Origin of the sequence: Nocardiopsis dassonvillei, assembly GCF_964273065.1 — a bacterium.
Lineage (GTDB): Bacteria > Actinomycetota > Actinomycetes > Streptosporangiales > Streptosporangiaceae > Nocardiopsis > Nocardiopsis dassonvillei_B.
Map to the genome: position 1 here is coordinate 3,740,196 of NZ_OZ186815.1, position 21,884 is coordinate 3,762,079.

General features: G+C 74.2%; 22 protein-coding genes. 13 read left to right on the forward strand and 9 right to left on the reverse strand.

Annotated elements, in window-relative coordinates; genetic code table 11:
• Nucleotides 1-2 precede the first annotated feature (2 nt).
• From ACSUPR_RS16645 to ACSUPR_RS16655, 3 genes are read left to right on the forward strand one after another with little or no spacing between them, the layout of a single operon-like run.
• Nucleotides 3-464, forward strand: coding sequence for a RidA family protein (locus tag ACSUPR_RS16645; RefSeq protein ID WP_436885524.1), 462 nt, complete (start codon nucleotides 3-5; stop codon nucleotides 462-464).
• 14 nt (nucleotides 465-478) lie between these two features.
• Nucleotides 479-1,282, forward strand: coding sequence for an NUDIX hydrolase (locus ACSUPR_RS16650; protein WP_436885525.1), 804 nt, complete (start codon nucleotides 479-481; stop codon nucleotides 1,280-1,282).
• A 6-nt stretch (nucleotides 1,283-1,288) separates the two neighbouring features.
• Nucleotides 1,289-2,095, forward strand: coding sequence for an MBL fold metallo-hydrolase (locus ACSUPR_RS16655; protein ID WP_436885526.1), 807 nt, complete (start codon nucleotides 1,289-1,291; stop codon nucleotides 2,093-2,095).
• Nucleotides 2,096-2,495: 400 nt separating this feature from the next.
• Here ACSUPR_RS16655 and ACSUPR_RS16660 read toward each other — a convergent pair whose 3' ends face one another.
• Nucleotides 2,496-3,182 carry a Crp/Fnr family transcriptional regulator gene (locus tag ACSUPR_RS16660; RefSeq protein ID WP_084737744.1) on the reverse strand — a complete coding sequence of 229 codons (687 nt, stop codon included), beginning with the start codon at nucleotides 3,180-3,182 and terminating at the stop codon, nucleotides 2,496-2,498.
• 279 nt (nucleotides 3,183-3,461) lie between these two features.
• On the opposite strand from ACSUPR_RS16660, the gene nth reads away from it, so the two are divergent.
• The 3 genes from nth (at nucleotide 3,462) to ACSUPR_RS16675 (ending at nucleotide 6,327) form a co-directional block, all read left to right on the forward strand.
• Nucleotides 3,462-4,205, forward strand: a complete 744-nt coding sequence (gene nth / locus ACSUPR_RS16665; RefSeq protein ID WP_436885527.1) for an endonuclease III — start codon at nucleotides 3,462-3,464, stop codon at nucleotides 4,203-4,205.
• Nucleotides 4,206-4,440: 235 nt separating this feature from the next.
• A complete protein-coding gene (locus tag ACSUPR_RS16670) occupies nucleotides 4,441-5,094 on the forward strand; it encodes an NUDIX hydrolase (RefSeq protein WP_436885528.1) in 654 nt (217 codons plus the stop codon).
• 54 nt (nucleotides 5,095-5,148) lie between these two features.
• Nucleotides 5,149-6,327 carry a MarP family serine protease gene (locus tag ACSUPR_RS16675; protein ID WP_436885529.1) on the forward strand — a complete coding sequence of 393 codons (1,179 nt, stop codon included), beginning with the start codon at nucleotides 5,149-5,151 and terminating at the stop codon, nucleotides 6,325-6,327.
• Between the two features lie 121 nt (nucleotides 6,328-6,448).
• On the opposite strand, the gene ACSUPR_RS16680 is transcribed toward ACSUPR_RS16675, so the two are convergent.
• Together ACSUPR_RS16680 and ACSUPR_RS16685 are read right to left on the reverse strand one after the other, a co-directional pair.
• Complete coding sequence (locus ACSUPR_RS16680; protein WP_436885530.1) at nucleotides 6,449-6,991, reverse strand: ATP-binding protein; 543 nt, start codon at nucleotides 6,989-6,991, stop codon at nucleotides 6,449-6,451.
• A 13-nt stretch (nucleotides 6,992-7,004) separates the two neighbouring features.
• Nucleotides 7,005-7,352, reverse strand: coding sequence for an STAS domain-containing protein (locus ACSUPR_RS16685; RefSeq protein WP_073381848.1), 348 nt, complete (start codon nucleotides 7,350-7,352; stop codon nucleotides 7,005-7,007).
• Between the two features lie 169 nt (nucleotides 7,353-7,521).
• On the opposite strand from ACSUPR_RS16685, the gene ACSUPR_RS16690 reads away from it, so the two are divergent.
• Complete coding sequence (locus ACSUPR_RS16690; protein ID WP_436885531.1) at nucleotides 7,522-9,792, forward strand: DEAD/DEAH box helicase; 2,271 nt, start codon at nucleotides 7,522-7,524, stop codon at nucleotides 9,790-9,792.
• Between the two features lie 30 nt (nucleotides 9,793-9,822).
• On the opposite strand, the gene ACSUPR_RS16695 is transcribed toward ACSUPR_RS16690, so the two are convergent.
• Nucleotides 9,823-10,512, reverse strand: coding sequence for a hypothetical protein (locus ACSUPR_RS16695; RefSeq protein ID WP_436885532.1), 690 nt, complete (start codon nucleotides 10,510-10,512; stop codon nucleotides 9,823-9,825).
• Between the two features lie 186 nt (nucleotides 10,513-10,698).
• Between ACSUPR_RS16695 and ACSUPR_RS16700 the strand changes: the two genes are divergently transcribed.
• From ACSUPR_RS16700 to ACSUPR_RS16720, 5 genes are all read left to right on the forward strand, one after another.
• Nucleotides 10,699-10,929, forward strand: coding sequence for a DUF4244 domain-containing protein (locus ACSUPR_RS16700; RefSeq protein ID WP_436885533.1), 231 nt, complete (start codon nucleotides 10,699-10,701; stop codon nucleotides 10,927-10,929).
• Nucleotides 10,907-11,269, forward strand: coding sequence for a TadE family type IV pilus minor pilin (locus ACSUPR_RS16705; RefSeq protein ID WP_436885534.1), 363 nt, complete (start codon nucleotides 10,907-10,909; stop codon nucleotides 11,267-11,269). Before ACSUPR_RS16700 ends, ACSUPR_RS16705 begins: the two co-directional genes overlap by 23 nt.
• A complete protein-coding gene (locus ACSUPR_RS16710) occupies nucleotides 11,266-11,664 on the forward strand; it encodes an Rv3654c family TadE-like protein (RefSeq protein WP_436885535.1) in 399 nt (132 codons plus the stop codon). Before ACSUPR_RS16705 ends, ACSUPR_RS16710 begins: the two co-directional genes overlap by 4 nt.
• Nucleotides 11,665-12,554: 890 nt before the next feature.
• Complete coding sequence (locus ACSUPR_RS16715) at nucleotides 12,555-12,746, forward strand: hypothetical protein (protein ID WP_436885536.1); 192 nt, start codon at nucleotides 12,555-12,557, stop codon at nucleotides 12,744-12,746.
• Between the two features lie 141 nt (nucleotides 12,747-12,887).
• A complete protein-coding gene (locus ACSUPR_RS16720) occupies nucleotides 12,888-13,325 on the forward strand; it encodes a hypothetical protein (protein ID WP_436885537.1) in 438 nt (145 codons plus the stop codon).
• Nucleotides 13,326-13,600: 275 nt separating this feature from the next.
• On the opposite strand, the gene ACSUPR_RS16725 is transcribed toward ACSUPR_RS16720, so the two are convergent.
• From ACSUPR_RS16725 to ACSUPR_RS16745, 5 genes are all read right to left on the reverse strand, one after another.
• Nucleotides 13,601-14,305 (reverse strand): type II secretion system F family protein, encoded by a 705-nt coding sequence (locus ACSUPR_RS16725; protein WP_436885538.1) that lies wholly within the window; start codon nucleotides 14,303-14,305, stop codon nucleotides 13,601-13,603.
• 49 nt (nucleotides 14,306-14,354) lie between these two features.
• Nucleotides 14,355-15,038 (reverse strand): type II secretion system F family protein, encoded by a 684-nt coding sequence (locus ACSUPR_RS16730; RefSeq protein ID WP_436885539.1) that lies wholly within the window; start codon nucleotides 15,036-15,038, stop codon nucleotides 14,355-14,357.
• A 67-nt stretch (nucleotides 15,039-15,105) separates the two neighbouring features.
• Nucleotides 15,106-16,245 (reverse strand): TadA family conjugal transfer-associated ATPase, encoded by a 1,140-nt coding sequence (locus ACSUPR_RS16735; protein ID WP_436892038.1) that lies wholly within the window; start codon nucleotides 16,243-16,245, stop codon nucleotides 15,106-15,108.
• A 65-nt stretch (nucleotides 16,246-16,310) separates the two neighbouring features.
• Nucleotides 16,311-17,375: a septum site-determining protein Ssd gene (ssd, locus tag ACSUPR_RS16740; protein WP_436885540.1), complete on the reverse strand. Its 1,065-nt coding sequence runs from the start codon at nucleotides 17,373-17,375 to the stop codon at nucleotides 16,311-16,313.
• A 1,425-nt stretch (nucleotides 17,376-18,800) separates the two neighbouring features.
• Nucleotides 18,801-19,625 (reverse strand): oxidoreductase, encoded by an 825-nt coding sequence (locus tag ACSUPR_RS16745; protein ID WP_436885541.1) that lies wholly within the window; start codon nucleotides 19,623-19,625, stop codon nucleotides 18,801-18,803.
• A 248-nt stretch (nucleotides 19,626-19,873) separates the two neighbouring features.
• On the opposite strand from ACSUPR_RS16745, the gene acs reads away from it, so the two are divergent.
• The gene (acs, locus tag ACSUPR_RS16750) at nucleotides 19,874-21,844 is read left to right on the forward strand and encodes an acetate--CoA ligase (protein WP_436885542.1); all 1,971 of its coding nucleotides are present in this window, start codon (nucleotides 19,874-19,876) and stop codon (nucleotides 21,842-21,844) included.
• Nucleotides 21,845-21,884 lie beyond the last annotated feature (40 nt).

The following is a 21,884-nucleotide window of genomic DNA, read 5'->3' on the forward strand; positions in this document are numbered from 1 at the left end:
AGATGGCCACCCCCGAAGAGCGGATCGCCGAACTCGGGCTCACCCTGCCGGAGGTGGCGGCCCCGGTCGCCTCCTACGTGCCGACCGTCCGCAGCGGCTCCCACGTGTACGTGTCCGGCCAGCTGCCGTTCGTGGAGGGGAAGCTCCCCGCCACCGGCAAGGTCGGCGCCGAGGTCACCCCGGAGGCCGCCAAGGAGCTGGCGGCGCTGTGCGCCCTCAACGCGATCGCGGCCGTGCGCGCCGAGATCGGCGACCTGTCCGGTGTCGTGCGCATCGTCAAGGTCGGCGGGTTCGTGGCCAGTGCCCCGGACTTCACCGGGCACCCCGGGGTCGTCAACGGGGCCAGCGACCTGCTCGCGGCCGTCTTCGGCGACGCGGGCGTGCACGCCCGGGCGGCGGTCGGTGTCGCGGCCCTGCCCTTGGACTCGCCGGTCGAGGTTGACATGATCGTCGAGGTCGTCTGAGCGAGGAGGAGCCGATGTCGAGCGGTTCGGGTGGGGTCGGGCCGGTGGTGCCCCGCGCCGCCGCCACGGTGGTGCTGCTGCGCCCGGCGGGCGCGGGCATGGAGGTCCTGCTCATGCGCAGGGTCCGCTCCATGGGGTTCGCCCCCGGCGCCTACGTCTTCCCCGGCGGCGGGGTGGACGTGCGCGACGAGGCCGGAGACCTGCCCTGGACCGGACCGTCCCCCCGGGAGTGGGCGGACGTGCTCGGCGTCGACGTCCCCCGGGCCAGGGCCCTGGTCTGCGCCGCGGTCCGCGAGACCTTCGAGGAGACCGGGGTGCTCCTGGCCGGGGAGCCCGGGAGCGACGACCTCGTCCTGGACACGACGTCGCAGGAGTGGGAGCGGGACCGGTTGGGGCTGATCGACCGCTCCCGCTCCTTCACCGAGGTGCTGTCCCGCCGCGGCCTGGTGCTGCGCTCGGAGTGGTTGCGCGCCTGGTCGCGGTGGATCACGCCGGCGGCGGAGAAGCGCCGCTTCGACACGTGGTTCTTCACCGCGGAGCTGCCGCCCGGACAGGTCTCCCGCGACGTCGGCGGGGAGGCCGACCTGACCCGGTGGATCGACCCGGCCCTGGTGGCGGGGGAGTGGGAGCGGGGGCGGATGCCGATGCTCCCGCCGACCCTGGTCACCTGCGGGCAGGTGGCGGCGTGCGGCACCCTGGACGGGGTGAGGAACGCCGAACGGGATATCGTCCCCATTGAGCCCGAAGTGCGCGTGGTCGACGGCCGGACCCGGGTCTTCGTCCCCGGCGGGATCGACTATCCCCTTCCGAGTGAGTGAGGTGCGATGAGGATCGACGGCTCCGGCACACTGCGCGCCGGCTGTGTCCTGTGCCCCAACCCCGGTCCGATGACCCTGGAGGGGACCAACACGTGGATCCTGCGCGAGCCCGGCGCCCGCGGGGTCGTGGTGGTCGACCCGGGCCCGCATGACGAGCGGCACCTGGAGCGGGTCGCGCGCACGGTGCAGGAGCAGGGCGCGCAGGTGCTCATGGCCGTCCTCACCCACCGGCACCCCGACCACTCCGAGGGCGCCCGCTACTTCTCCGAGCTGACCGGGGCCCCGGTGCACGCGGTCGACCCCGAGATGCGGGTGGGCGGACGCGGCCCGGTCGACGGCGAACTGCTGGAGGCCGACGGGCTGCGCCTGCGCGTGCTGGCCACCCCCGGGCACACCGACGACTCCGTCTGCCTGTACCTGGAGGCGGACGGGGCGATCCTCACCGGTGACACGGTCCTGGGGCACGGCACCACCGTCATCGACGGCGACGACGGACTGGGCCCCTACATGGAGTCGCTGTACCGGCTGCGCGACCTGGTCCGCGAGCACCAGGTGCGCACCCTGCTGCCCGGCCACGGGCCGATCATCACCAGCCCCGCGGCGGTGCTGGACTCCTACATCGACCACCGCGAGTCCCGCCTCGCCCAGGTGCGGGACGCGGTGGACTCGGGCGCCGTCCGGGTGGAGGAGATCGTCGACCGGGTGTACCCGGACATCACCGAGCAGGTCCGCTTCGCGGCGATGTCGTCGGTCCGCGCCCAGCTGCGCTACCTGTCCCTCAACGGCGGCCTCCCCGACGGCGTCGAGGCCTGACCCGCGCCCCGTACCTCCCACGCCCCGTCCTCCCGGCCGCGGCGGTCCCTGGCCGGGGGCACACCCGCCCCGTCCGGCACGGGAGGGGAGGCTTTCCGGTCCCGGTGCGGACCGCCGGGCCCCTCACCCGTCCGGGGAGCCCCCGACGCCCCACGGTCTCAGCCGAGGTCCCAGGGCCCCCGCCGGCGCCCCACGCGCATCCGCCGCACGGTCGGCCCGGCCCCGGCCCCGGCGGACCTCCCGCCGGGCGCGGGTGGCCGCTGCGACCGGTGCCGTGACGCGGCGGGATCCCGGCCCGGGAACGGCGACGGGCTCCGGTCCGCGCGATTCCCGGTTGAGGGGATTCGACGCGGGCCGGAGCCCGCCGGGCTCCCGCGCAGGGGGGCGGTCGTCGCCGCACCTAGCGGGCGCGGCGGCGCATGCGCTCGACGTCCAGCAGGACCACGGCCTTGGCCTCGATGCGCAGCCACCCGCGCAGCGCGAACTCGGCGAGGGCCTTGTTGACCGTCTCGCGGGAGGCGCCGACCAGCTGGGCCAGCTCCTCCTGGGTGAGGTCGTGGTGGACGTGCAGGCCGTCGTCGCCCTCCTTGCCGAACTTCTCGGCGAGCTCGAGCAGCGCCTTGGCGACCCGGCCGGGGACGTCGGTGAAGACCAGGTCGGCCATCACGTCGTTGGTCCGGCGCAGCCGCTCGGCCAGGGACTTGAGCAGCTGGAGCGAGACCTGGGGGCGGCTGGACAGGAACGGGCGCAGGTCGTCGTGGCCCAGCCCGGCCAGCACGGAGTCGGTCACCGCGACGGCGCTCGCGGTGCGCGGGCGCGGGTCGAACAGCGACAGCTCGCCGAACATCTCGCCGGGGCCGAGCACCCCGAGCAGGTTCTCGCGGCCGTCCACGGCCGTGCGGGTCAGCTTCACCTTCCCGTTGAGGATGACGTACAGGCGGTCGCCCTCGTCGCCCTCGTTGAACAGGGTCTGGCCCCGTCCCAGGCGCACCTCGTTGACCGAGGAGCGCAGTGCAGCGGTGTCCTCCTCATCCAGGGTCTCGAACAAGGGGGCCTTGCGCAGCACCTCGTTGATGTCGTCCACCACATGTCCTCCTACTAAAACCTGACCGCCAACAGTGTGACGTATATCGCACCCGGGTGTGAAACCAGGTCGTTACCTCGGCTTGTCCGCCGGGAGACCACGTGCCCACGACTGGCCGACGTCAGCCCCTGCGATCTTAGTCGTGATCGGCTTCTAGCAGGGATCTCCGCGCCGTGCCAGCGGGACATTGGTTACATAATCCCGCTGGACGCCCCCCGCCCCGCGAGGGGGGTGGAGGGGGCGGGCCGCACGCGGGCCCCCGGGGCCGCCTACCCTGTGACGATGCCCCGTGACACACCGAACGCGAGCGTGCCCGCACCCACCCCGACGGGAGAGAGCCGCCTCGCCCTGGTCCGCCGCGCCCGCAGGATGTACCGGGAGCTCGCCGAGCTCTACCCGGACGCCCATGCCGAACTCGACTTCACGACCCCCCTGGAACTGCTGGTCGCCACGATCCTGTCCGCGCAGTGCACGGACAAGCGGGTCAACCAGGTCACCCCGACCCTGTTCGCGCGCTACCCCGACGCCGAGGCCTACGCCTCCGCTGATCGCGATGAGCTTGAGGGGATCATCCGACCTCTCGGTTTCTTCAGGGCCAAGGCGAACAGCCTCATCGGCCTCGGGCAGGCACTGTGCGAACAGCACGGAGGCGAGGTCCCGGGGAACCTCGCCGACCTGGTCAAACTACCCGGTGTAGGGCGGAAAACCGCAAACGTACTGCTCGGTAACGCCTTCGATGTGCCCGGAATCACGGTCGACACCCACTTCGGGCGCCTCGTCCGGAGGTTCGGATGGACCGACGAGCAGGATCCGGTCAAGGTCGAGCACGCCGTCGGGGAGCTCTTCCCGCGCCGCGACTGGACGATGCTCTCCCACCGCGTCGTCTGGCACGGCCGCCGTGTCTGCCACGCCCGGAGGCCCGCCTGCGGGGCGTGCAGGGTCGCCCGCTGGTGCCCCTCCTTCGGCGAGGGCCCCACCGACCCGGAGACCGCGGCCAAGCTGCTGCGCATGCGCTCCTTCGCCTGAGCACGACCGCACGCGCCCGACCGCGCCCGTCCGGGCGCTCCGGAGGGAGTGCGCGCACCCGTCCGGAGCGGGTGTCGTGCTTTGTACTCTGATGGTGTGAGCGTTGACACCGCAGAGTCGCCCTGCCGGGGTCCCATCACATGACGATCCAGAGGAGGGACGTGCCGGAGCAGCGCCGACGGACCGCCACGGGCGGACCGCCGCCCCCACTCCCCTCCGAAGACAGGTGCCGACCATGAACCCGATGCCGTCCTGGCTCGCTTCGCTCTCCGACGCGGCGTCCGGCATGACCGTGCCCCCGCAGATGCGGCCGCCGCGCAGCGGCGGCCGCGAGTCCGCGGTCCTCATCCTCTTCGGCGAGGGGCCACACGGCCCCGACCTGCTGCTCATCCAGCGCAGCGAAGGCCTGCGCAGGCACTCCGGGCAGCCCGCCTTCCCCGGCGGCCGGATCGAGCCCACCGACCCCTCACCCGAGGCCGCCGCCCTGCGCGAGGCCGCGGAGGAGACCGGCCTGGTGCCCGGAGGGGTGGACATCGTCGGCCGCCTTCCCGAGCTCTACCTCAGCTACAGCGACTTCCGCGTCGCCCCCGTCCTGGGCTGGTGGCGCGACCCCAGCGAGGTGCGCCCCACCGACCTGGGCGAGGTGGCCGCCGTCTCCCGCGTCCCCGTCGCCGACCTCGCCGACCCCGCCAACCGGGTCATGGTGCGCTACGGCGACGGCACCCGGTGGGGGCCCGGGTTCCGGGTGGACGGCATGCTCGTGTGGGGGTTCACCGGTTCCATCGTCGACCGCCTGCTCTTCCTGGGCGGATGGGAACTTCCCTGGCGCCGGGAGGGTCTCACCGATGTGTTCGAAGCGACACCGGACGGGCTGCGGCCCGTCGGCTGAGGCCGACACCGCTCACCTCGCTCCCGTGGGTAGCGCTCACCTTTGGAGGGCAATGTGCTCGACGTGATCCTGATCGCCCTGTTGCTGCTGTTCGCGGTGACCGGGTACCGACAGGGTTTCATCGTCGGTGTCTTCAGCTTCGCGGGGTTCATCGGCGGCGGCGTGCTCGCCGCGCTGACCTGCCCCGAGTACATCCAGCGATGGGTGGAGGACCCCGGCCGGCAGGCCCTGGTGGCCATCGCCGTGGTGTTCCTGTCCGCCGCCCTGGGCCAGTTCCTGCTCTCCTACCTGGGCACCATGGTGCGCAACAGGGTGACCTGGGACTCGGCCCGGGTCGTGGACGCCATGGGCGGTGCCGTCGTCAGCGGGCTGTCGGTGCTGCTCGTGGCCTGGTTCATCGGCAGCACGGTCGCCAACTCGGCGCTGCCGTTCGTCGCCGAGCAGGTGCGCGGGTCCCGCATCCTCCAGTCCGTCGACGCACTCATGCCGGAGTCGGCGCACAGCGGCTTCTCCACGTTCCGCCGCGTGGTGGACCAGAGCGCCTTCCCACAGGTGTTCAGCGGGCTGGGCACCGGGGAACTGGCCGAGGTCGAACCGCCCGACCCCGACGTGCTCACCACCCCCGAGCTGATCGAGGCCAGCCGCAGCGTCGTCAAGGTGCTGGGCACCGCGCCGTCCTGCCAGCGCCGGGTGGAGGGCACCGGGTTCGTGTACTCCGACGGCCGGGTCATGACCAACGCCCACGTGGTCGCCGGGGTCACCGACGACCTGCGGGTGGTCACCCGGGAGGGCCACCAGCTGGAGGCCACCCTGGTGCTGTTCGACGCCCAGCAGGACCTGGCCGTGCTGCACGTGCCCGACCTGGACCTGACCCCGCTGGAGTTCACCTACGAAGCGCCGCAGGGAGGGGACGCCGTCGTCGCCGGGTTCCCGCGCAACAGCGGGTTCACCGCCGTCCCGGCCCGGGTGCGGGCCCGTCAGACCGCTCAGGGGCCCGACTTCTACCACTCCCAGCAGGTGAGCCGGGAGATCTACCAGGTGCGCGCCGTGGTGCGGCCCGGCAACTCCGGCGGACCGCTGCTCGCCCCCGACGGCACCGTCTACGGGGTGGTGTTCGCCGCCGCCACCAACGAGCCCGAGACCGGGTACGTGCTCACCGCGGACGAGGTCTCCGCCAACGCCGAGCAGGGGCTCACCGCCGGCTCCGAGGTGTCCTCCCAGACCTGCGACTGACCGGACCGTGCGCCCGGGTCCGCCCGGGCGCGCGGAGCCGGGCGGGCGGCCGGGGGGACCGGTGAACGTCCGAGGGCGCCCCCCGCAGCGGGGGGCGCCCTCGTCGTATCGTCCCGGAACCCTAGTTGGAGCTCGGGTCCGGTGTGATCGGCCAGCTCATGCGCACGATGGTGCCGTGCTCACCCGGGTCGATCTTCACCTCGTCGGCCAGGCCGGTGATGACCGCCAGCCCCAGCCCCGGGGAGAACCCCGAGATCCCGCCGGGAGGAGTGTCCTCACCGTCGAGGAACAGTCCGTCGAGCAGGGGCTCGGTGTGGTCGGCCGGTTCCGGGGCCTCCGTGGCCGGGGCCCGGTCGGAGACGACCACCTCGAAGCGTCGGGTCGCGCTCCCGTTGGCGCGCAGGATACGGCTCGCGGTGTCGGTACGGGAGTCCGACACCGGATCAGGCCCGCCGTCGTCGATCAGCTGGAGCAGGATCGACTCCGTCGGGCAGTGCAGCTTGTGCGCCGCCACCGCCCGGGAGCACGCCTCACCGACCGCCAACCGGATCTCGTCGATGGTGGAGGCGGGGATGCCCGCCCGCCGGGCCACGGTCGCGGCCATGAGCCGGGCCGTGCGCACGTGGGCCGGAAGCGCACTGATCGTGAGCGTGATGGTCGCCATCGCTCGCTCTGTACTACTTCGCGGAACGCTTGTCGATGGCTTCCTGCACCGTGTTGTGGATACCGAAGACCTTGGTCAGACCGGTGATCCGGAAGATCTTGAGGATGCGCTCCTGGGTGCACACCAGGTCCAGGGTGCCGTCGTGCGCGCGCACGCGCTTGAGGCCGCCCACGAGCACGCCCAGACCCGTCGAGTCCAGGAACTCCACCTTCTCCATGTTGACCACGAGGTGGAAGTTGCCCTTGTTGACCAGGTCGATCAGCAGCTCGCGGAGCCGGGGTGCGGTATAGACGTCGATCTCACCCTCAACGACGACGATCTCGGTGTCGCCCTCGGTGTAATGATCAAGCTTCAAGTCCACTAGTCCTCCAGCGCCGATGATCTCTGCCGGGCGTTACCCCACCAGCACGCATTCAACCACGGGTGTCGTGCCGGTCCTTCCGTGATGCACGGAAAAACCATGACACCGCGCGACCGTTCCCCCGGATGCCACACTGAAACCAATGTCCACCTGTGAGGAGGGGTCTCGGATGAGGCGACCGGAGCCCGTGCTTCCCGGTGTGTGGCGTGACGATACCCGGTACCCGCAAGTGACCCACGTCGAACACGTGGCCCGACACGACGGGGTGAGCGGGCGGTGGCCGGAATGGACCCCGGCCCTCCTGGTCGAACGCCTGGCCGACCGGGGGATCACGGAGCCGTGGTCCCACCAGGTGGCCGCCGCCGACCTCGCACGCTCGGGCCGTGATGTGATCATAGCCACGGGTACCGCCTCGGGAAAGTCACTTGCCTTCCTTATGCCCGCGGTGGAGGCGGTTGACGCGGGCGGAACCGTGCTCTATCTCTCGCCGACCAAAGCACTGTCCCGGGACCAGCTCCGCGCCCTCGAGGACCTGCGCCTGCCGGGCCTGCGGGCGGCCGTCTACGACGGCGACACCCGGCCCGAGGAGCGCACCTGGGTCCGCGAGCACGGCAATTACGTGCTCACCAATCCGGACATGCTCCACCACGGCATGCTGCCCCGGCACGAGGCCTGGCGGCGCTTCCTGCGGCGGCTGCGCTACGTGGTCGTGGACGAGGCGCACCTGTACCGCGGGGTGTTCGGCTCGCACGTCGCCCAGATCCTGCGCAGGCTCCGGCGGGTGTGCGCCCGCCACCGCTCCGAGCCGGTGTTCGTGCTCGCCTCGGCCACCTCCGGCAGCCCCGGGGAGAGCGCCACCCGGCTCACCGGGATCCCGGTCACCGCCGTCACCGAGGACGGGTCGCCGCGCCCGGGGATGTCGGTGGCGCTGGTGGAGCCGGAGTTCACCGACCTGACCGGCGAGCACGGCGCACCCGTGCGCCGGACCGCGCCCTCCCAGGCCGCCGAGATGCTCGCCGAGCTGGTCGGGGAAGGCGTGCGCACGCTCGTCTTCGTACGTTCGCGCCAGGGCGCCGAACTGGTGGCGCTCACCGCCCAGCGCCTGCTGGAACCCGACCTGGCCCGCCGGGTGGCCGCCTACCGCGGCGGCTACCCGCCCGCCGAGCGGCGGCGCCTGGAGGAGGCGCTGCGCACCGGGGAGATCCTCGGGCTGGCCAGTACCAACGCCCTGGAGCTCGGGGTGGACATCACCGGCCTGGACGCGGTGATCATCGCCGGGTGGCCCGGCACCCGGGCCTCCCTGTGGCAGCAGGCGGGGCGCGCCGGGCGCGGGGACGACGCGGCACTCGCCGTGTTCGTGGCCCGCGACGACCCCCTGGACACCTACCTGGTGCACCACCCGGAGGCGATTTTCGGTCAGACCGTTGAGACCGCCGTCCTCGATCCGGAAAACCCGCACATCCTCGGCCCCCACCTGTGCGCGGCCGCCCAGGAGTTCCCGATCACGGAGGACGACTTCTCCCTCTTCGGTCCCTCCACGCGTGAGGTGCTCGACGGACTCGTTCACCGGAAATTCCTCAGGAAGCGCCCGAGGGGGTGGTTCTGGACGAGCAACGAAAGGGCAAGTGACCTCGCCGATATTCGGGGTTCGGGCGGCTCCCCCGTTCAGATCGTCGATGTCTCCACCGGCGGGCTGCTCGGCGAGATCGACGAGGCGGCCGCCCACGGCACCGTCCACCCCGGGGCGGTCTACCTCCACCAGGGCGACACCTACCTGGTCCGGGACCTGGACCTCGACGAGGGGGTGGCCCTGGTGGAGCCGGCCGAGCCGCCGTACAGCACCTGGGCGCGCGACACCACCGACATCACCGTCCGGTCGGTCATCCGCGAGGAGGAGTGGGAGAGCGGCGCCGTACTGCGCTTCGGCGAGGTCGAGGTGGTCCGGCAGGTGGTCGGCTACCTCAGGCGGGACGTGCGCACCGGCGCGGTCCTGGGCGAGCAGTCCCTGGACCTGCCCGAGCGCACCCTGCGCACCCGCGCCGTGTGGTGGACGCTGCCGCCCGACTCCGAGGAGCGGCTGCGCAAGGAGGAGGTCGGCCTGCTCGGCGCCGCGCACGCCGCCGAGCACGCGGCGATCGGCATCCTGCCGCTGCTGGCCACCTGCGACCGATGGGACATCGGCGGCGTGTCCACGGCCACCGGCCGGGTGGAGGTCTTCGTCTACGACGGCCACGAGGGCGGTGCCGGGTTCGCCGAACGGGGCTACGCTGCCGCCCGGGAGTGGCTCACCGCCACCCGTGAGGCCATCGCCGGCTGCTCCTGCGAGGAGGGCTGCCCCTCGTGCATCCAGTCGCCCAAGTGCGGGAACGGCAACGAGCCGCTGAGCAAGTCGGGCGCGCTGCGGATGCTGGACGAGGTACTGGGGGCCGCCGACCGGTAGCCGCACCTGGCCGGGGCGCCCGGCGGGTGGTCACAGGCCCGGGAGCGGGCGGGGGCGCGCCGACAGGCGGGGCGCGGCGTCCGGCGGGGTTGGGGGCTCCGGGAAGGGGTCCGCGCCCACCGCGGCGTACAGGATGAAGGGGAGCTCGGTGTCGTCATGGACGACGGCCAGCGCCACCCACCGGCCGGTCCCCGGCGGCCGCCACACCCGCAGGTCGCAGACCGCCGTGTACAGGTACACGAATGCGGACGGCGACTCGGCGCCCTCGACCGCGGCGTCCACGTAGGGGCCCGGGTCGACGAACGCCGGGGCGCCCCACCGCTCGGACAGGAGGGAGGCGACCTCCGCCAGATCGGCCCCGATCGCGGCCCAGGCCGCCTCGACGGTCTCCGTGGACCGGTCCTGCCAGAAGGCGCGGCTCATGGCCAGGACCGCCAGGTGGAAGTCCGCGTCTCCGGAGGGCGGCGCCGATCCCGGGGTGAAGGGGCGGGCCAGGTCCGCGTCGATCAGGCGCAGGCGGGCGGTGACGTCGGTGGGGAGGTCGGCGGCGGTGCTCCGCGGCGGGGGCGCCGGATGGACGGCGGCCTCGGACGGTGGGTCCGCCGGAGGGCTCTGCGGGGTGGGGTCCTCCGGCGGCGGGGGCGGTCCGCCGGGGGAGGTGCGGCCGCGTTCGGCGGTGTCGGCCGGGGGACGGGGGCGGGGGTTCTCGGCGGTGGTCACGGGGACATCCTCGCGCGGGGTGCGGACACCTCCGGGGGGAGGGGCACGGCCCGCGCCCGGGCCCCGTCCCCGGAGACCGGCAGAAGTTATCCACAGGCTGGGGAAAGCCCTTCCGTGCCTCCCCCGCGCCGCCCACCCTGGAGAACAGGGCGACACCCCTGTCGCCCCTCCTACCAGGGAGGTCACGTGTTCTCTCCGGCATGTCCGGCCACCGCACGCCCCCGTCCGCTTTCCCCCGCCGCGCGGCCCCGGCCCGCACCCGCGGACACCGACCGCGGCATCACGACCACCGAGTACGCCCTGTGCATCCTGACCGCGGCCGCCTTCGCCGGGATCATGTACGCGATCGCCAAGAGCCAAGCCGTCAACGACGCCTTCACCGGGATCGTCATCAATGCGCTCGGCAACGGCCTGTGACCGGGGCGCCGTCACCGTCGAGTTCGCCCTCACCCTGCCCGCCCTCCTCCTCGTCCTGGCCCTGGCGGTCGGCGCCGTCACCGCCGCCGAAGCCCGGCTCGCCTGCGGCGACGCCGCGCGCGTGGGCGCCCGGTCGCTGGCCAGGGGAGAGAGCGAGGCGCAGGCCGGCGAACTGGCCCGCGGCGCCGCCCCGGCCGGGGCGCGGGTCGACCTGCGCCGGGACGGCGAGACGGCCCGGGTCACCGTCACCGCCCGGGTCCGGTTCGGCCGGGTCCACCTCCACACGTTGGAGGTGAGCGGCACCGCCGCGGTCCTGCTCGAACCCGGGGTCCTGCCATGACCGCCCGGCCCGGATCCGCGCCCGGAGCCGGGACCGGAGCCGAAGCCGACACCGGCGCGGCCGCCGTCCACTGGGTCGCCCTGGCGGTCCTGCTGTGGACGGTGGCCCTCGCCGCAGTCCTGGCGGCCGGCGCCCGGTTCGACCGGGACCGCGCCGGCACGGCGGCGGACCTGGCCGCCCTCGCGGCCGCCTCCGTCGCCGTCCACGGGGCGGACACCGCCTGCGAGCGGGCCCGCCGCACCGCGGAGGCCAACGGGGCCTCCCTCGACACCTGTGAGATCACCGGCTCCACCGCCGAAGTGGTGGTCGCCGTCCCCTCCGTTCTCGACCTGTCCGTCAGCGCGCGCTCGCGTGCCGGACCCGTCCACGGAGCCCTTCCGGAGGAAGAACCATGACCGTGCCCGTCCTGATGTGCGCCCTGCTCCTGAGCGCCGTGCCCGACCCCGCCCGCCCCGCCACATGTCCCCCGTCCGCCGCACTCCGCGCCGACTCGTCCGCGGAGTCACCGGTGTCCGCGACGCCGTACGCGGTTACGCGGGCGGATGCCCCGACGCCCTCGGCGTCGCGCGCGGACCCGTTCGTGGAGCGTTCTCCGTTCGCGGAGGCACTGGTGTCCGTGGTACTGCGCGCAGACCCGCCCCCGGATACCCGGACGGCCGTCCCGGCGCACCCGGGCCCGCCCACGGGGCATCCGTCGTCCGGGGTGCTCCGGGCGGACCCGTCCACGGCGCGTTCGGCGTCCGTGGCGTTCCGCGCGGAGGCCTCCGCCGAGGGGGCGACGGGATCGGGGCGGTCGCGGGCGCTTGGGGACCCCCGTGCCGTCCGGCCCCGGCACCCCGGCCGCGCGCCGTACGTCGTCACCGCCGTCGACCCGGTCATCACCCTCGACCCGTCCCGCCCGGCGCCCCTCCCGCCCTCCGCCCGGACGGCGGCCACGGCGGACGGGACCGCCCGGCTCCTCCGGCCCGGCGCCCCGAGGGCCGCGGCCACGGCCGGTCCGCCGCGGTCGGGGCAACGGCCCGCTGCCGCCCCGGAGCGGACCGGGCGCGTCCCCACCGGGTGGACGGCCTCCGGCCCCCGCCAGACCGGTGACGGCCCGGAGCCGGTCACCGTCCCACCGGCCCGACCGGTCTCCGGCGTGGAGGGGCCGAGGGCGGAGCCGGCCTCCGCCACGGCGGAGGCGCCGCGCGGCGGCCCCGGCCCGTACGGCGATCCGGCACCGGCGGCTCGGCCGACCGAGGCGGAGTGGGACGGCCGCCCGGGCACGGGGCCCGGAACCGTCCAGATGGTGCACCACGTCTCCACCACCCCGGCCCCGGCCGAGGCCGTCGCCCGATTCGTCGGCAACGCCTCCACCGTGCTCCTCGCCCTGCTCGGGGTGGCGGTGCTCGCCCTGCGGCTCACCGTGGGCTGGCCCCGCTTTCCGGAGCCCTACCTGGGCCGCCGCCGGGCACGGGGAGACCGCGACGCCCACTGATGCCACCGCCAGCGCCGGAGAGACCGTGTCCGGGGGCGCGCCCGCCCGGACACACCGCCGCCCCGCCGGCACCCTCCCCTTCACCCCCGAGTACTCCCAGGTCGGCCACGCGACAGCCGCGACGGCCGTACCCTCCGATGTATGGGACACCGACACCCGAGCAAGCTCAAGAACACCGAGGTGGGCCATGCCCGGGCCAGGTGGCTGTTGCGGGCCGAGCTGGCCGGGTGCACGGAATGCCGGGCCGAAGGCGACCGGGAGGCCCTGGGCGACCTCGACCAGGAGGGCGTGTTCGACTCCCTCATCAGCGGTTTCGTGCTCGCCCGGGTCCAGCAGTGGCGGGTGCCGGGCCGCGCTCCCCGCTATCCGGCGACGGTGTACCGCCTGGCCCCGGTGGACGAGCGCGACTTCTGGCGCCCGCCCACCCAGCACTGCATGCGCCTGTGCACGGTCGAGGGACCGCGCGGCACCCGGGTGAACACCCTGTCCGCCCTCAAGGAGCTGCGGCTGATGCCCCTGCGGGACCGCTCCCTCGTCCTGGACGACATCATCGACGGCCTGAGCGAGGACGAGGCCTGACTCCCGCGTCTTCGGGCTCCGCACTCCCGGCTCCACGCCGTGACCCCGCTCCGGGCCGGCCCCGCGCCGGACACCTCTTTCCGCTCCCGGCTCCACGCCCCGGGATCGCTCCGCGGCCGCCCCTCCCGGTTCCGTTCCGCGAACATTCCCGGGACCGCGGTTCGGTCCTCTCCGGCTCCCTCGCTCCGCGGGCCGGCTCCGCCGTCCGACCGCTGTTCCGCCCGGGCCCGCCCGGCTCCGTACGCCGTTCCCCCAGCGGGGCGGCGCGTCCGGGGTCACCTCCCCAGCGCGCGGGACAGCAGGTCCACCACCATCGGGACCACCCCCACCAGCAGGAACGACGGCAGGAAGCACAGCGCCAGCGGCATCACCACGAGCACACCCAGCCGCTCGACCCGGGCGGCCGCCCGGGACCGCAGCTCCCTGCGCAGATCCGAGACGTGCCTGTCCAGCAGGTCCGCCACCGGCGCTCCGGTGTCGGCGGCCCGGGCCAGGTCGCGCCCGGCCGCCACCAGCGGCTCCGGCAGCACCCCCGACGCCTCGGCCCAGGCCGCTCCGGGGTCGGCACCCAGGCGCAACCGCTCGGCCACCGACGCCAACTCCGTGCCGAGCCCGCCCGGGGCGGCCCGGGCCACGGCCGCGAGGCAGGACGGCAGCGGTGCCCCGGCCCGCATCCCGGCCGCGATGAGCCCGATCACCACGGGGACGTCTCCGGTGAGCGCGATCCGCCCGCCCCGCCCCCTCCCACGGACCCGCGCCCACCACACGGACCCGGCGACCGCGGCGACCACCGCCCCGAGCACACCGAAGAGGGCCCCGGCCAGCGCCACCGCACCCGCTCCGGCCGCGAGCACCGCCAGCAGCCGTTTCGGGAAGGGCGCCCTCGGCACCGGAGGCGGCCGCAGCCGATTTCCAGGGCCGCCGCCCATCGCCACCCACACCCCGACCGCCCCGCACACCACGGCGATGACACCGAACACGCCCTACCCCCGCTCTCCTCGGCCTTCCGCCGCCGGCCCCGCCGGCTCATCAGTCCCCCCGGTCCACGGCCGCGCGCACCAGCCGCGCGATCCACCACAGCCCGCAGAGGTTCAACAGCACCCCGAACACCAGGCAGAGCAGGCCCAGCGGGGTGGTGAACAGGAACACCAGCGGCGAACCGCCCAGCCCGGTCGACAGCAGCAGTCCCACCACGGGGAGCACGCCCAGGACGATCGCGGTGGTCTTCGGGCCGCCTGTCCGCGCCGCGATCTCTGCGCGGACCTCTTCCTGTGCCGTGAGCTCGGCGGCGAGCGCGTCCACGACATCGGCCAGCCCGGCCCCGGTGTCCGAGGCCACCTCCCAGCACACGGCCAGGTAGGCAAGGGCGCGCAGATCCGGGTCCGCCTCGGCGGCCCGGACCGGGACCCGGGTGCCGAACCCGTCGCCGACCGCCCGGGCCACCTCCGGCCCGGCCTCGACGAGCGCCGCCCCGAGCGCGTCCTCGGGCGGCCGGCCGGCCCGCAGCTCGGCGGCCAGCACCCGGCACAGGGTGATCACCCCCCGCCGCTTCTCCCGCCCCGGCACGGCTTCCCGGCGCATCGCCCGCACCCGTTCCAGGGCCTTCACCGGGCCCGGCCGACGGGACACCACCCATCCGATCCGCCCCGTTCCGGCGTCGGCCACCGCTCCCAGCAGCACCAGCCCCAGAGCACACGCCCACACCCAGACCACGTCGCTCCCCCGATCCACGTGAACGCCCCGCCCGTTTCCGTGCCCGCCCGGCTCCCCCGGGCCGGGGTCATGGGGGCCAGGAGCCGCCGAGGCGGGCGGCGAGCGCGTCGATCCCCGGGTGCTCGCAGTGGTCGCCCCCAGCGGTGAACGACACCGCGGGCACCGTGTGCACCAGCCCCCGCCCGTCGTGGTCCAGCACCCGGACCTCCGACAGCCGCCGCCCCCCGGCGTCCCGGACCAGGTGCACCACCAGCACCCCGGTGGCCGCCAGCTGGCTGTGCACCGCCTCCCGGCCCAGCCCGGCCGCGCAGCCCAACGCCTCCACCCGGGCGGGCACGTCCCCCGCGCCGTTGGCGTGGAGCGTGCCGGCGCCGCCTTCGTGGCCTGTGTTGAGGGCGCCCAGCAGGGAGACGATCTCCGGCCCCCGCGCCTCGCCCACCACCAGCCGGTCCGGACGCATCCGCAGCGCCTGGCGGACCAGCACCTCCAGGGTCACCTCGCCGGTGCCCTCGATGTTCGCGGGGCGGGTCTGCAGGCGCACCACGTGCGGGTGCTCGGGGCGCAGTTCGGGGGAGTCCTCGGCCAGCACGATCCGCTCGCCCGGGGCCACCAGGGACAGCAGCGTGGACAGCAGGGTGGTCTTTCCCGTCCCGGTGCCGCCGCTCACCAGGAACGCCGCCCGCGACGCCACCACCGCCCGCATCAGTGCCGCCCCGTACGGGGTGAGGGTCCCGCAGTCCACGAGCCGGTCCAGGGTGAACACCCGGCGGGGCGGCATCCGCAGGGACAGGCACGCCCCGGCGGGGGAGACCGGTGGCAGCACCGCGTGCAGCCGGGCCCCGCCCGGGAGGCGCGCGTCCACGTAGGGCACCGCCGCGTCCAGCCGACGACCGGCCTGTGCGGCGAGCCGCTGGGCCAGCCGCCGCACCGCCTCCGGGGACTCGAACCGCACCCCCACCCGGCGCAGCCCGCCGCCGTCGTCCACCCACACCTCGTCGGGTCCGTTGACCAGGATGTCCGTGACCCCCGAGACCATCAGCTCCTCCAGCGGCCCGGCCCCCGCAAGGTCCGCGGCCAGCCGCCGGGTCAGCGACAGCACCTCGGCGTCGCCCAGCACCCCGCCCTCCGCCCGCAGGGCCGCCGCCACGGTGCCGGGGCTGACCACCGACCCGGAGACCACCAGCCGGTTGCGCACCGCCTCCACCAGGCCGGGGCCGTCCACCGAGGGGGAGCCTTCCGTCGGCCGCCGCGGCACCCGCTCGGTCGGCGCGCTCACCGGGGCACCCCGGTCAGCTCGGCGACCAGCCGGTCGGCGAACGCGGCCAGCGGCGAGCGCGGATGGTCGGCCGGCCGCCGCCCGGCGGCGAGCGTCCGCTCCAACCCGGGCTCCGGCGGCAGGTCGGCTCCCAACGCCAGTCCCAATCCCCGGGCCACCACGTCGGCGGTCAGCCCGCCCGACGCCCCGCGCACCACCGCGCGCACCTCCCGGGACTCCGCACACAGCCGCGGCACCACCGCCGACGCCGCCACCACGGCGGCCACCTGTGCGGGGACGACCAGCAGCACCAGGTCCGACCGGTTGAGGAACGCAGTGACCGCGGCCCCGAACGACCTCGGCAGGTCGACGACCACCAGGTCGCACCCCTGCCGGGCGGACTCCAGCATCGCCCGGGCGGTGGCCGCGGGCAGCGGGCCCCGGTGCGCGTCCGGCCCGTGCATCCAGGTGAGCACGGAGATCCCGGCGGGCCCGGGCAGCCGCGGCGCCACGTCCGACCAGCGCAGTCGGCCGCGCCGGTCCACCAGCCCGTCCCAGCCGAGCCTGCGGTCCACCGGGTCGCGCTCGCACCCCAGCAGGATGTCGGGGCCGCAGCCCAGCGGGTCGGCGTCCAACAGGGCGGTGCCGTGCCCGCCCCGGGCTCCGGCCAGCGCCAGGGCGACGGCGAGCAGGCTCGCCCCGGCCCCGCCGCGCCCGCCCATCACGGCCACGGTCGGCGCCCGCCTCGCGGGCTCTCCGCCCGCGGCGATCAGCCCGGTCAGCAGGTCCTCGTCGCGGGGCAGCAGCAGCGGACCCCCGGGGGCGGCCGACCCACCGGCGCCGGGACCGCGGCGGTCACCGCGGTCCACGACGACGAACCGGGCGTGCGGTGGACGCTCCCCGGCACGCAGCTCGGGGTAGAGGTCGGCGCCCAGCACCACCAGCGGCGAGCGCGGCCAGGACAGCAGCGCCCGGTCGACGCTGTCGGCGGTGTTCACCCGGACCGACGCGGCGGCCGACAACCGCAGCAGGTCGTCGAGCAGTCCGGTGTCTGCGGTGGCGATGAGCGGAACGGCGTCCATGGGGCCTCCGGGGAGGGGGAGGGGCACCCTTCGACCATCGCCGATGCGGCGGCCGCACGAAAGCCCGATCGGCGACCTGTGGACAACTCCGCCCGGAGCGCCACCGCACGGCTTCGGGCGGCGGGGCGCCGTGCCTCCCGCCTCTCACCGATCCCACGGCTCCGTGCGCCCGTGCGCGGCGGCCGGACGACCAGAGCGGTCGGCACACGCCGACCGGATCGCCGTGTGCTCGCGCGGTGGGAGCGGCGTCCGCGCCCGGGAGGTCCGCGCACCCGCCCCGCCTCTCCTCGCACCGGGTGCGTTCGCACGCGGTGGGGGCCGGGTCCGCCCCGCGTGTCTCGGGTGAACCGGGTGTACGGAGGCCGTGACCGCCCCTTCCGGTCCCCTCACGACGCCGTGCGCGCCGGCCCCGGGGTGCGGGCCCCTCCTCGGCTCCGTGAGTCGCGTCCGGTGTCCGGTCCACCCCGGTCCCAGCACGGGGGCGGGGTGTCGGGGGTGTCAGGGAACGCGGCCGGGCCGGCCGTCCACGGGTCCGCCGCGCCGGCCCCGTGCGGGCGCGGTTCGCGGGCGACACGGCCGCCGAGGGAGGGGGCAGGGAAGGGGTCCGCGGATTCCGAGAACCTGCGGGCGGGATGCGCACACGGGGGCGGATGCACATCCCGCCCGCAGGCTCGGCGAGCGGGCCTCGTGCGACATCCCGCGACAGGGGGGAGCGCGGGTGGGTCGCCCTCTCGGCTCTGGGGGGAGAACCGGGCCCGCCCCTCGGGAGGGTCGACGGGGGGAGGGGATCCCCCGGACCACCGAAAAGCGTGTAGGGACGTATGTTCCGTGCCGGGCCGGTCCCGCCGCATCGCACACGGAATGCGCGCATGCCGAGGCATTTGCCGAAGTGCTGGGAACCGTGGGAACCGGTTGCCGTCCGGAACGACGGAACCGACGTTACCACGTGACACTGTGTATCGGTTCGGGAATCCAGGATGAAAAGTTGGACCAACCACCTTTTCGGATCCCGGAGACCGGCGTAGAAAGAAAGGGATCGGTGGCTGAGTCCCACCCTGGCAGGTGAACCCGGAACCCACGCGCCAGCAGGCCCCGTAGGGCCCGCCTCGACCGAGACGCTCGATGGAGTGCCTGGTCAGGCCAGACGAATGGACGCTTGTTAGCCGGGTGTAACCGGTCGGACGCGGTGCTCCGCGGATTCTCCGCGGGGCACCGTTCGCCGTGTTCGGCGAGAGTGCGGAGCAATCCCGAAACATTCAGTAACGGACAAGCGTGACCGAACCGATATCGTTCGTACCTCTACCCGTCGGTAAATGGACGAGTAACAAGCATGGTTTCCGTTCAAGGCACGCCGTTCGCCCCGCGGTTCGCGCTCCGCGCCACCGCGCACGGCACCGCCGCGCGCGCCCCGTGCCGCCCCGTCCCTCAGCCGCGCTTGAGCGCCTCGCAGGTCGCCAGCGAGTCCTGCGCCCCCGCCCGCACCGCACGGCAGCAGTACACGACCCATCCGGCCACGCCCTCCGCGGTCCCGGACATGTATCCGCGCAGCGCGGTCGCGTACTCCTCCGACAGCGTCCGGTGGCCCAGCTCGGACGGCACCAGCGACTTGGGGTCCAGGCCCCGCTCCACCAGCGTCAGGCGCTCGGCCGCACGCGCCACCAGACCGTCGCCCCACCCGAACGGGCGGACCGCCATCAGTTCGCCGTGCACCAGGGCCGACGTGACCAGGGCGGGCACCGAGGCGCGCGCCGCCAGCAGCGCGTACAGGCCCTCCATCCGCGCCAGCGCGACCTCGGGGGCGGGTGGCGCGCCCAGCTCCAGCGGGTCCTCGACCCGCTCCCCGGCCATGCGCGGCCGCCCCAGGGCCTCGGCGGACACCGCGTCCGCGGCGGCGAGCGTGTGCAGCCGCGCCAGCACCTGGCGCGGCGCCCTGGGCCAGGTCTCCACGAGGGTCCCCAGCTCTCCGCCCACCCGCAGCGCACCCTTGATCCGGGTGTCGTACACGTGCCCGGCGCGGATCTCGTCCATCGAGACCTCGGCGCCCTCCAGCGCGGCGGACGCGCACGCCCCGCGCAGCGAGGACTCCATGGACACGTCACTGCTGCGCCGGCGCAGGATCCGGTGCCCCAGCAGCCGGTCCACCAGCGTCCGGGTCTCCTCCACGGCCTCGGCCACACCGGGGAGTGCGGCGATCCTGGCCAGCGGATCGGTCTGGGCGGTAGAGGTCTTTTCGCTCACGGGATCCAACATACGCGCCGGTAACACCGTCCGTCCCGGCGACCGGCGCCCGGCCGCGACACGCGCGGAACACGCCCGACACGCACCCGCACGCCCTCTTCCGCCCGGTCGGGCGACCGTTCGTCGCCCGGCGGCGACCGCTCACCGGCCGTTCGTCGCGCACCCCGTCTGCCCCGGCGCTGGAACCGGCCCTCCCTGTTCCACAGGTACAGACCACATGATTAATTGGGTGTGAACCAGCCTACGTAAGGAGAATCACAGTGGCAGACAGCACTCCCCCGAGCCAGGAGACACTGTCCAACCTTCTCCATGAGACGCGCAGCTTCCCCCCGCCGGCGGACCTGGCCGCGAACGCCAACGTCAAGGCCGAGGCCTACGCCGAGGCCGCCGAGGACCGCCTCGGCTTCTGGGAGGAGCAGGCCCGCAGGCTCCAGTGGGACCAGCCCTGGGACACCGTCCTGGACTGGCAGCCGCCCTTCGCGAAGTGGTTCGTCAACGGCAGGCTCAACGCCTCCGTCAACTGCGTGGACCGCCACGTCGCCAACGGCCTGGGCGACCGCGTCGCCTACCACTGGGAGGGCGAGCCCGGCGACACCCGCACCATCACCTACGCCGAGCTGAAGGACCTGGTCTCCCAGGCCGCCAACGCCCTCACCGAGCTCGGCGTCACCAGGGGCGACCGGGTCGCCATCTACATGCCGATGATCCCCGAGACGATCGTCGCGATGCTGGCCTGCGCCCGCCTGGGCGCCGTCCACATGGTGGTCTTCGGCGGATTCTCCGTCGACGCCCTGGGCCAGCGACTGGACGACAGCCAGGCCAAGCTCGTCATCACCGCCGACGGCGGCTACCGGCGCGGCAAGGCCAGCGCCCTCAAGCCCGCCGTGGACGCCGCGGTCGCCGACCGCCCGGCCGTGGAGAACGTCCTCGTCGTCCGCCGCACCGGCCAGGACGTCGAGTGGACCGACCGCGACGTGTGGTGGCACGACCTCGTCGACTCCCAGAGCACCGAGCACACGCCCGAGGCCCACGACTCCGAGAACCCGCTGTACATCATGTACACCAGCGGCACCACGGCCAAGCCCAAGGGCATCCTGCACACCACCGGCGGCTACCTCACCCAGGCGTCGTACACCCACTGGGCGGTCTTCGACCTCAAGCCCGAGACCGACGTCTACTGGTGCGCCGCCGACATCGGCTGGGTCACCGGCCACTCCTACATCGTCTACGGCCCGCTCTCCAACGCCGCGACGACCGTCCTCTACGAGGGCACCCCGGACACCCCGCACCGCGGCCGGTTCTGGGAGATCATCGAGAAGTACAAGGTCACCATCGCCTACATGGCCCCCACGGCGATCCGCACCTTCATGAAGTGGGGCGACGACATCCCCGCCAAGTTCGACCTGTCGAGCCTGCGCGTCATCGGCTCGGTGGGCGAGCCCATCAACCCCGAGGCCTACGTCTGGTACCGCAAGTACATCGGCGGAGACCGCACGCCGGTCGTGGACACGTGGTGGCAGACGGAGACCGGCGCCATCATGGTGAGCCCGCTGCCGGGCGTCGCCGACGGCAAGCCGGGCGCGGCCATGCGCGCGCTGCCCGGCATCGTCGCCGACGTGGTGGACGAGAACGGGGCCTCCGTCCCCGACGGCGACGGCGGCTTCATCGTGATCCGCGAGCCGTGGCCGTCCATGCTCCGCGGCATCTGGGGCGACCCGGAGCGCTACAAGGACACCTACTGGTCGCGCTTCGAGGGCCTGTACTTCCCCGGCGACGGCGCCAAGAAGGACGAGGACGGCGACCTGTGGCTGCTGGGCCGCGTCGACGACGTCATGCTCGTCTCCGGCCACAACATCTCCACCACCGAGGTCGAGTCCGCCCTGGTCTCGCACCCGAGCGTGGCCGAGGCCGCCGTGGTCGGCGCCACGGACAAGGTCACCGGCCAGGCCATCGTCGGCTTCGTGATCCTGCGCAGCGGGGCCGAGGAGGTCTCCGAGGAGATGATGAAGGCCCTGCGGGACCACGTCGGCGCCTCCCTGGGGCCGATCGCCAAGCCGGCCCGCCTGCTGGCCGTGCCGGAGCTGCCCAAGACCCGCTCGGGCAAGATCATGCGCCGCCTGCTGCGCGACATCGCCGAGAACCGCGAGGTCGGTGACACCTCCACGCTCACCGACTCCTCGATCATGGAGGTCATCGCCAAGCAGCTGCCCTCCGTCAAGCAGGGCGACTGACCCGGGGGAGCGCGGGGCGCCCCGGGCCCGCATCCGGCCC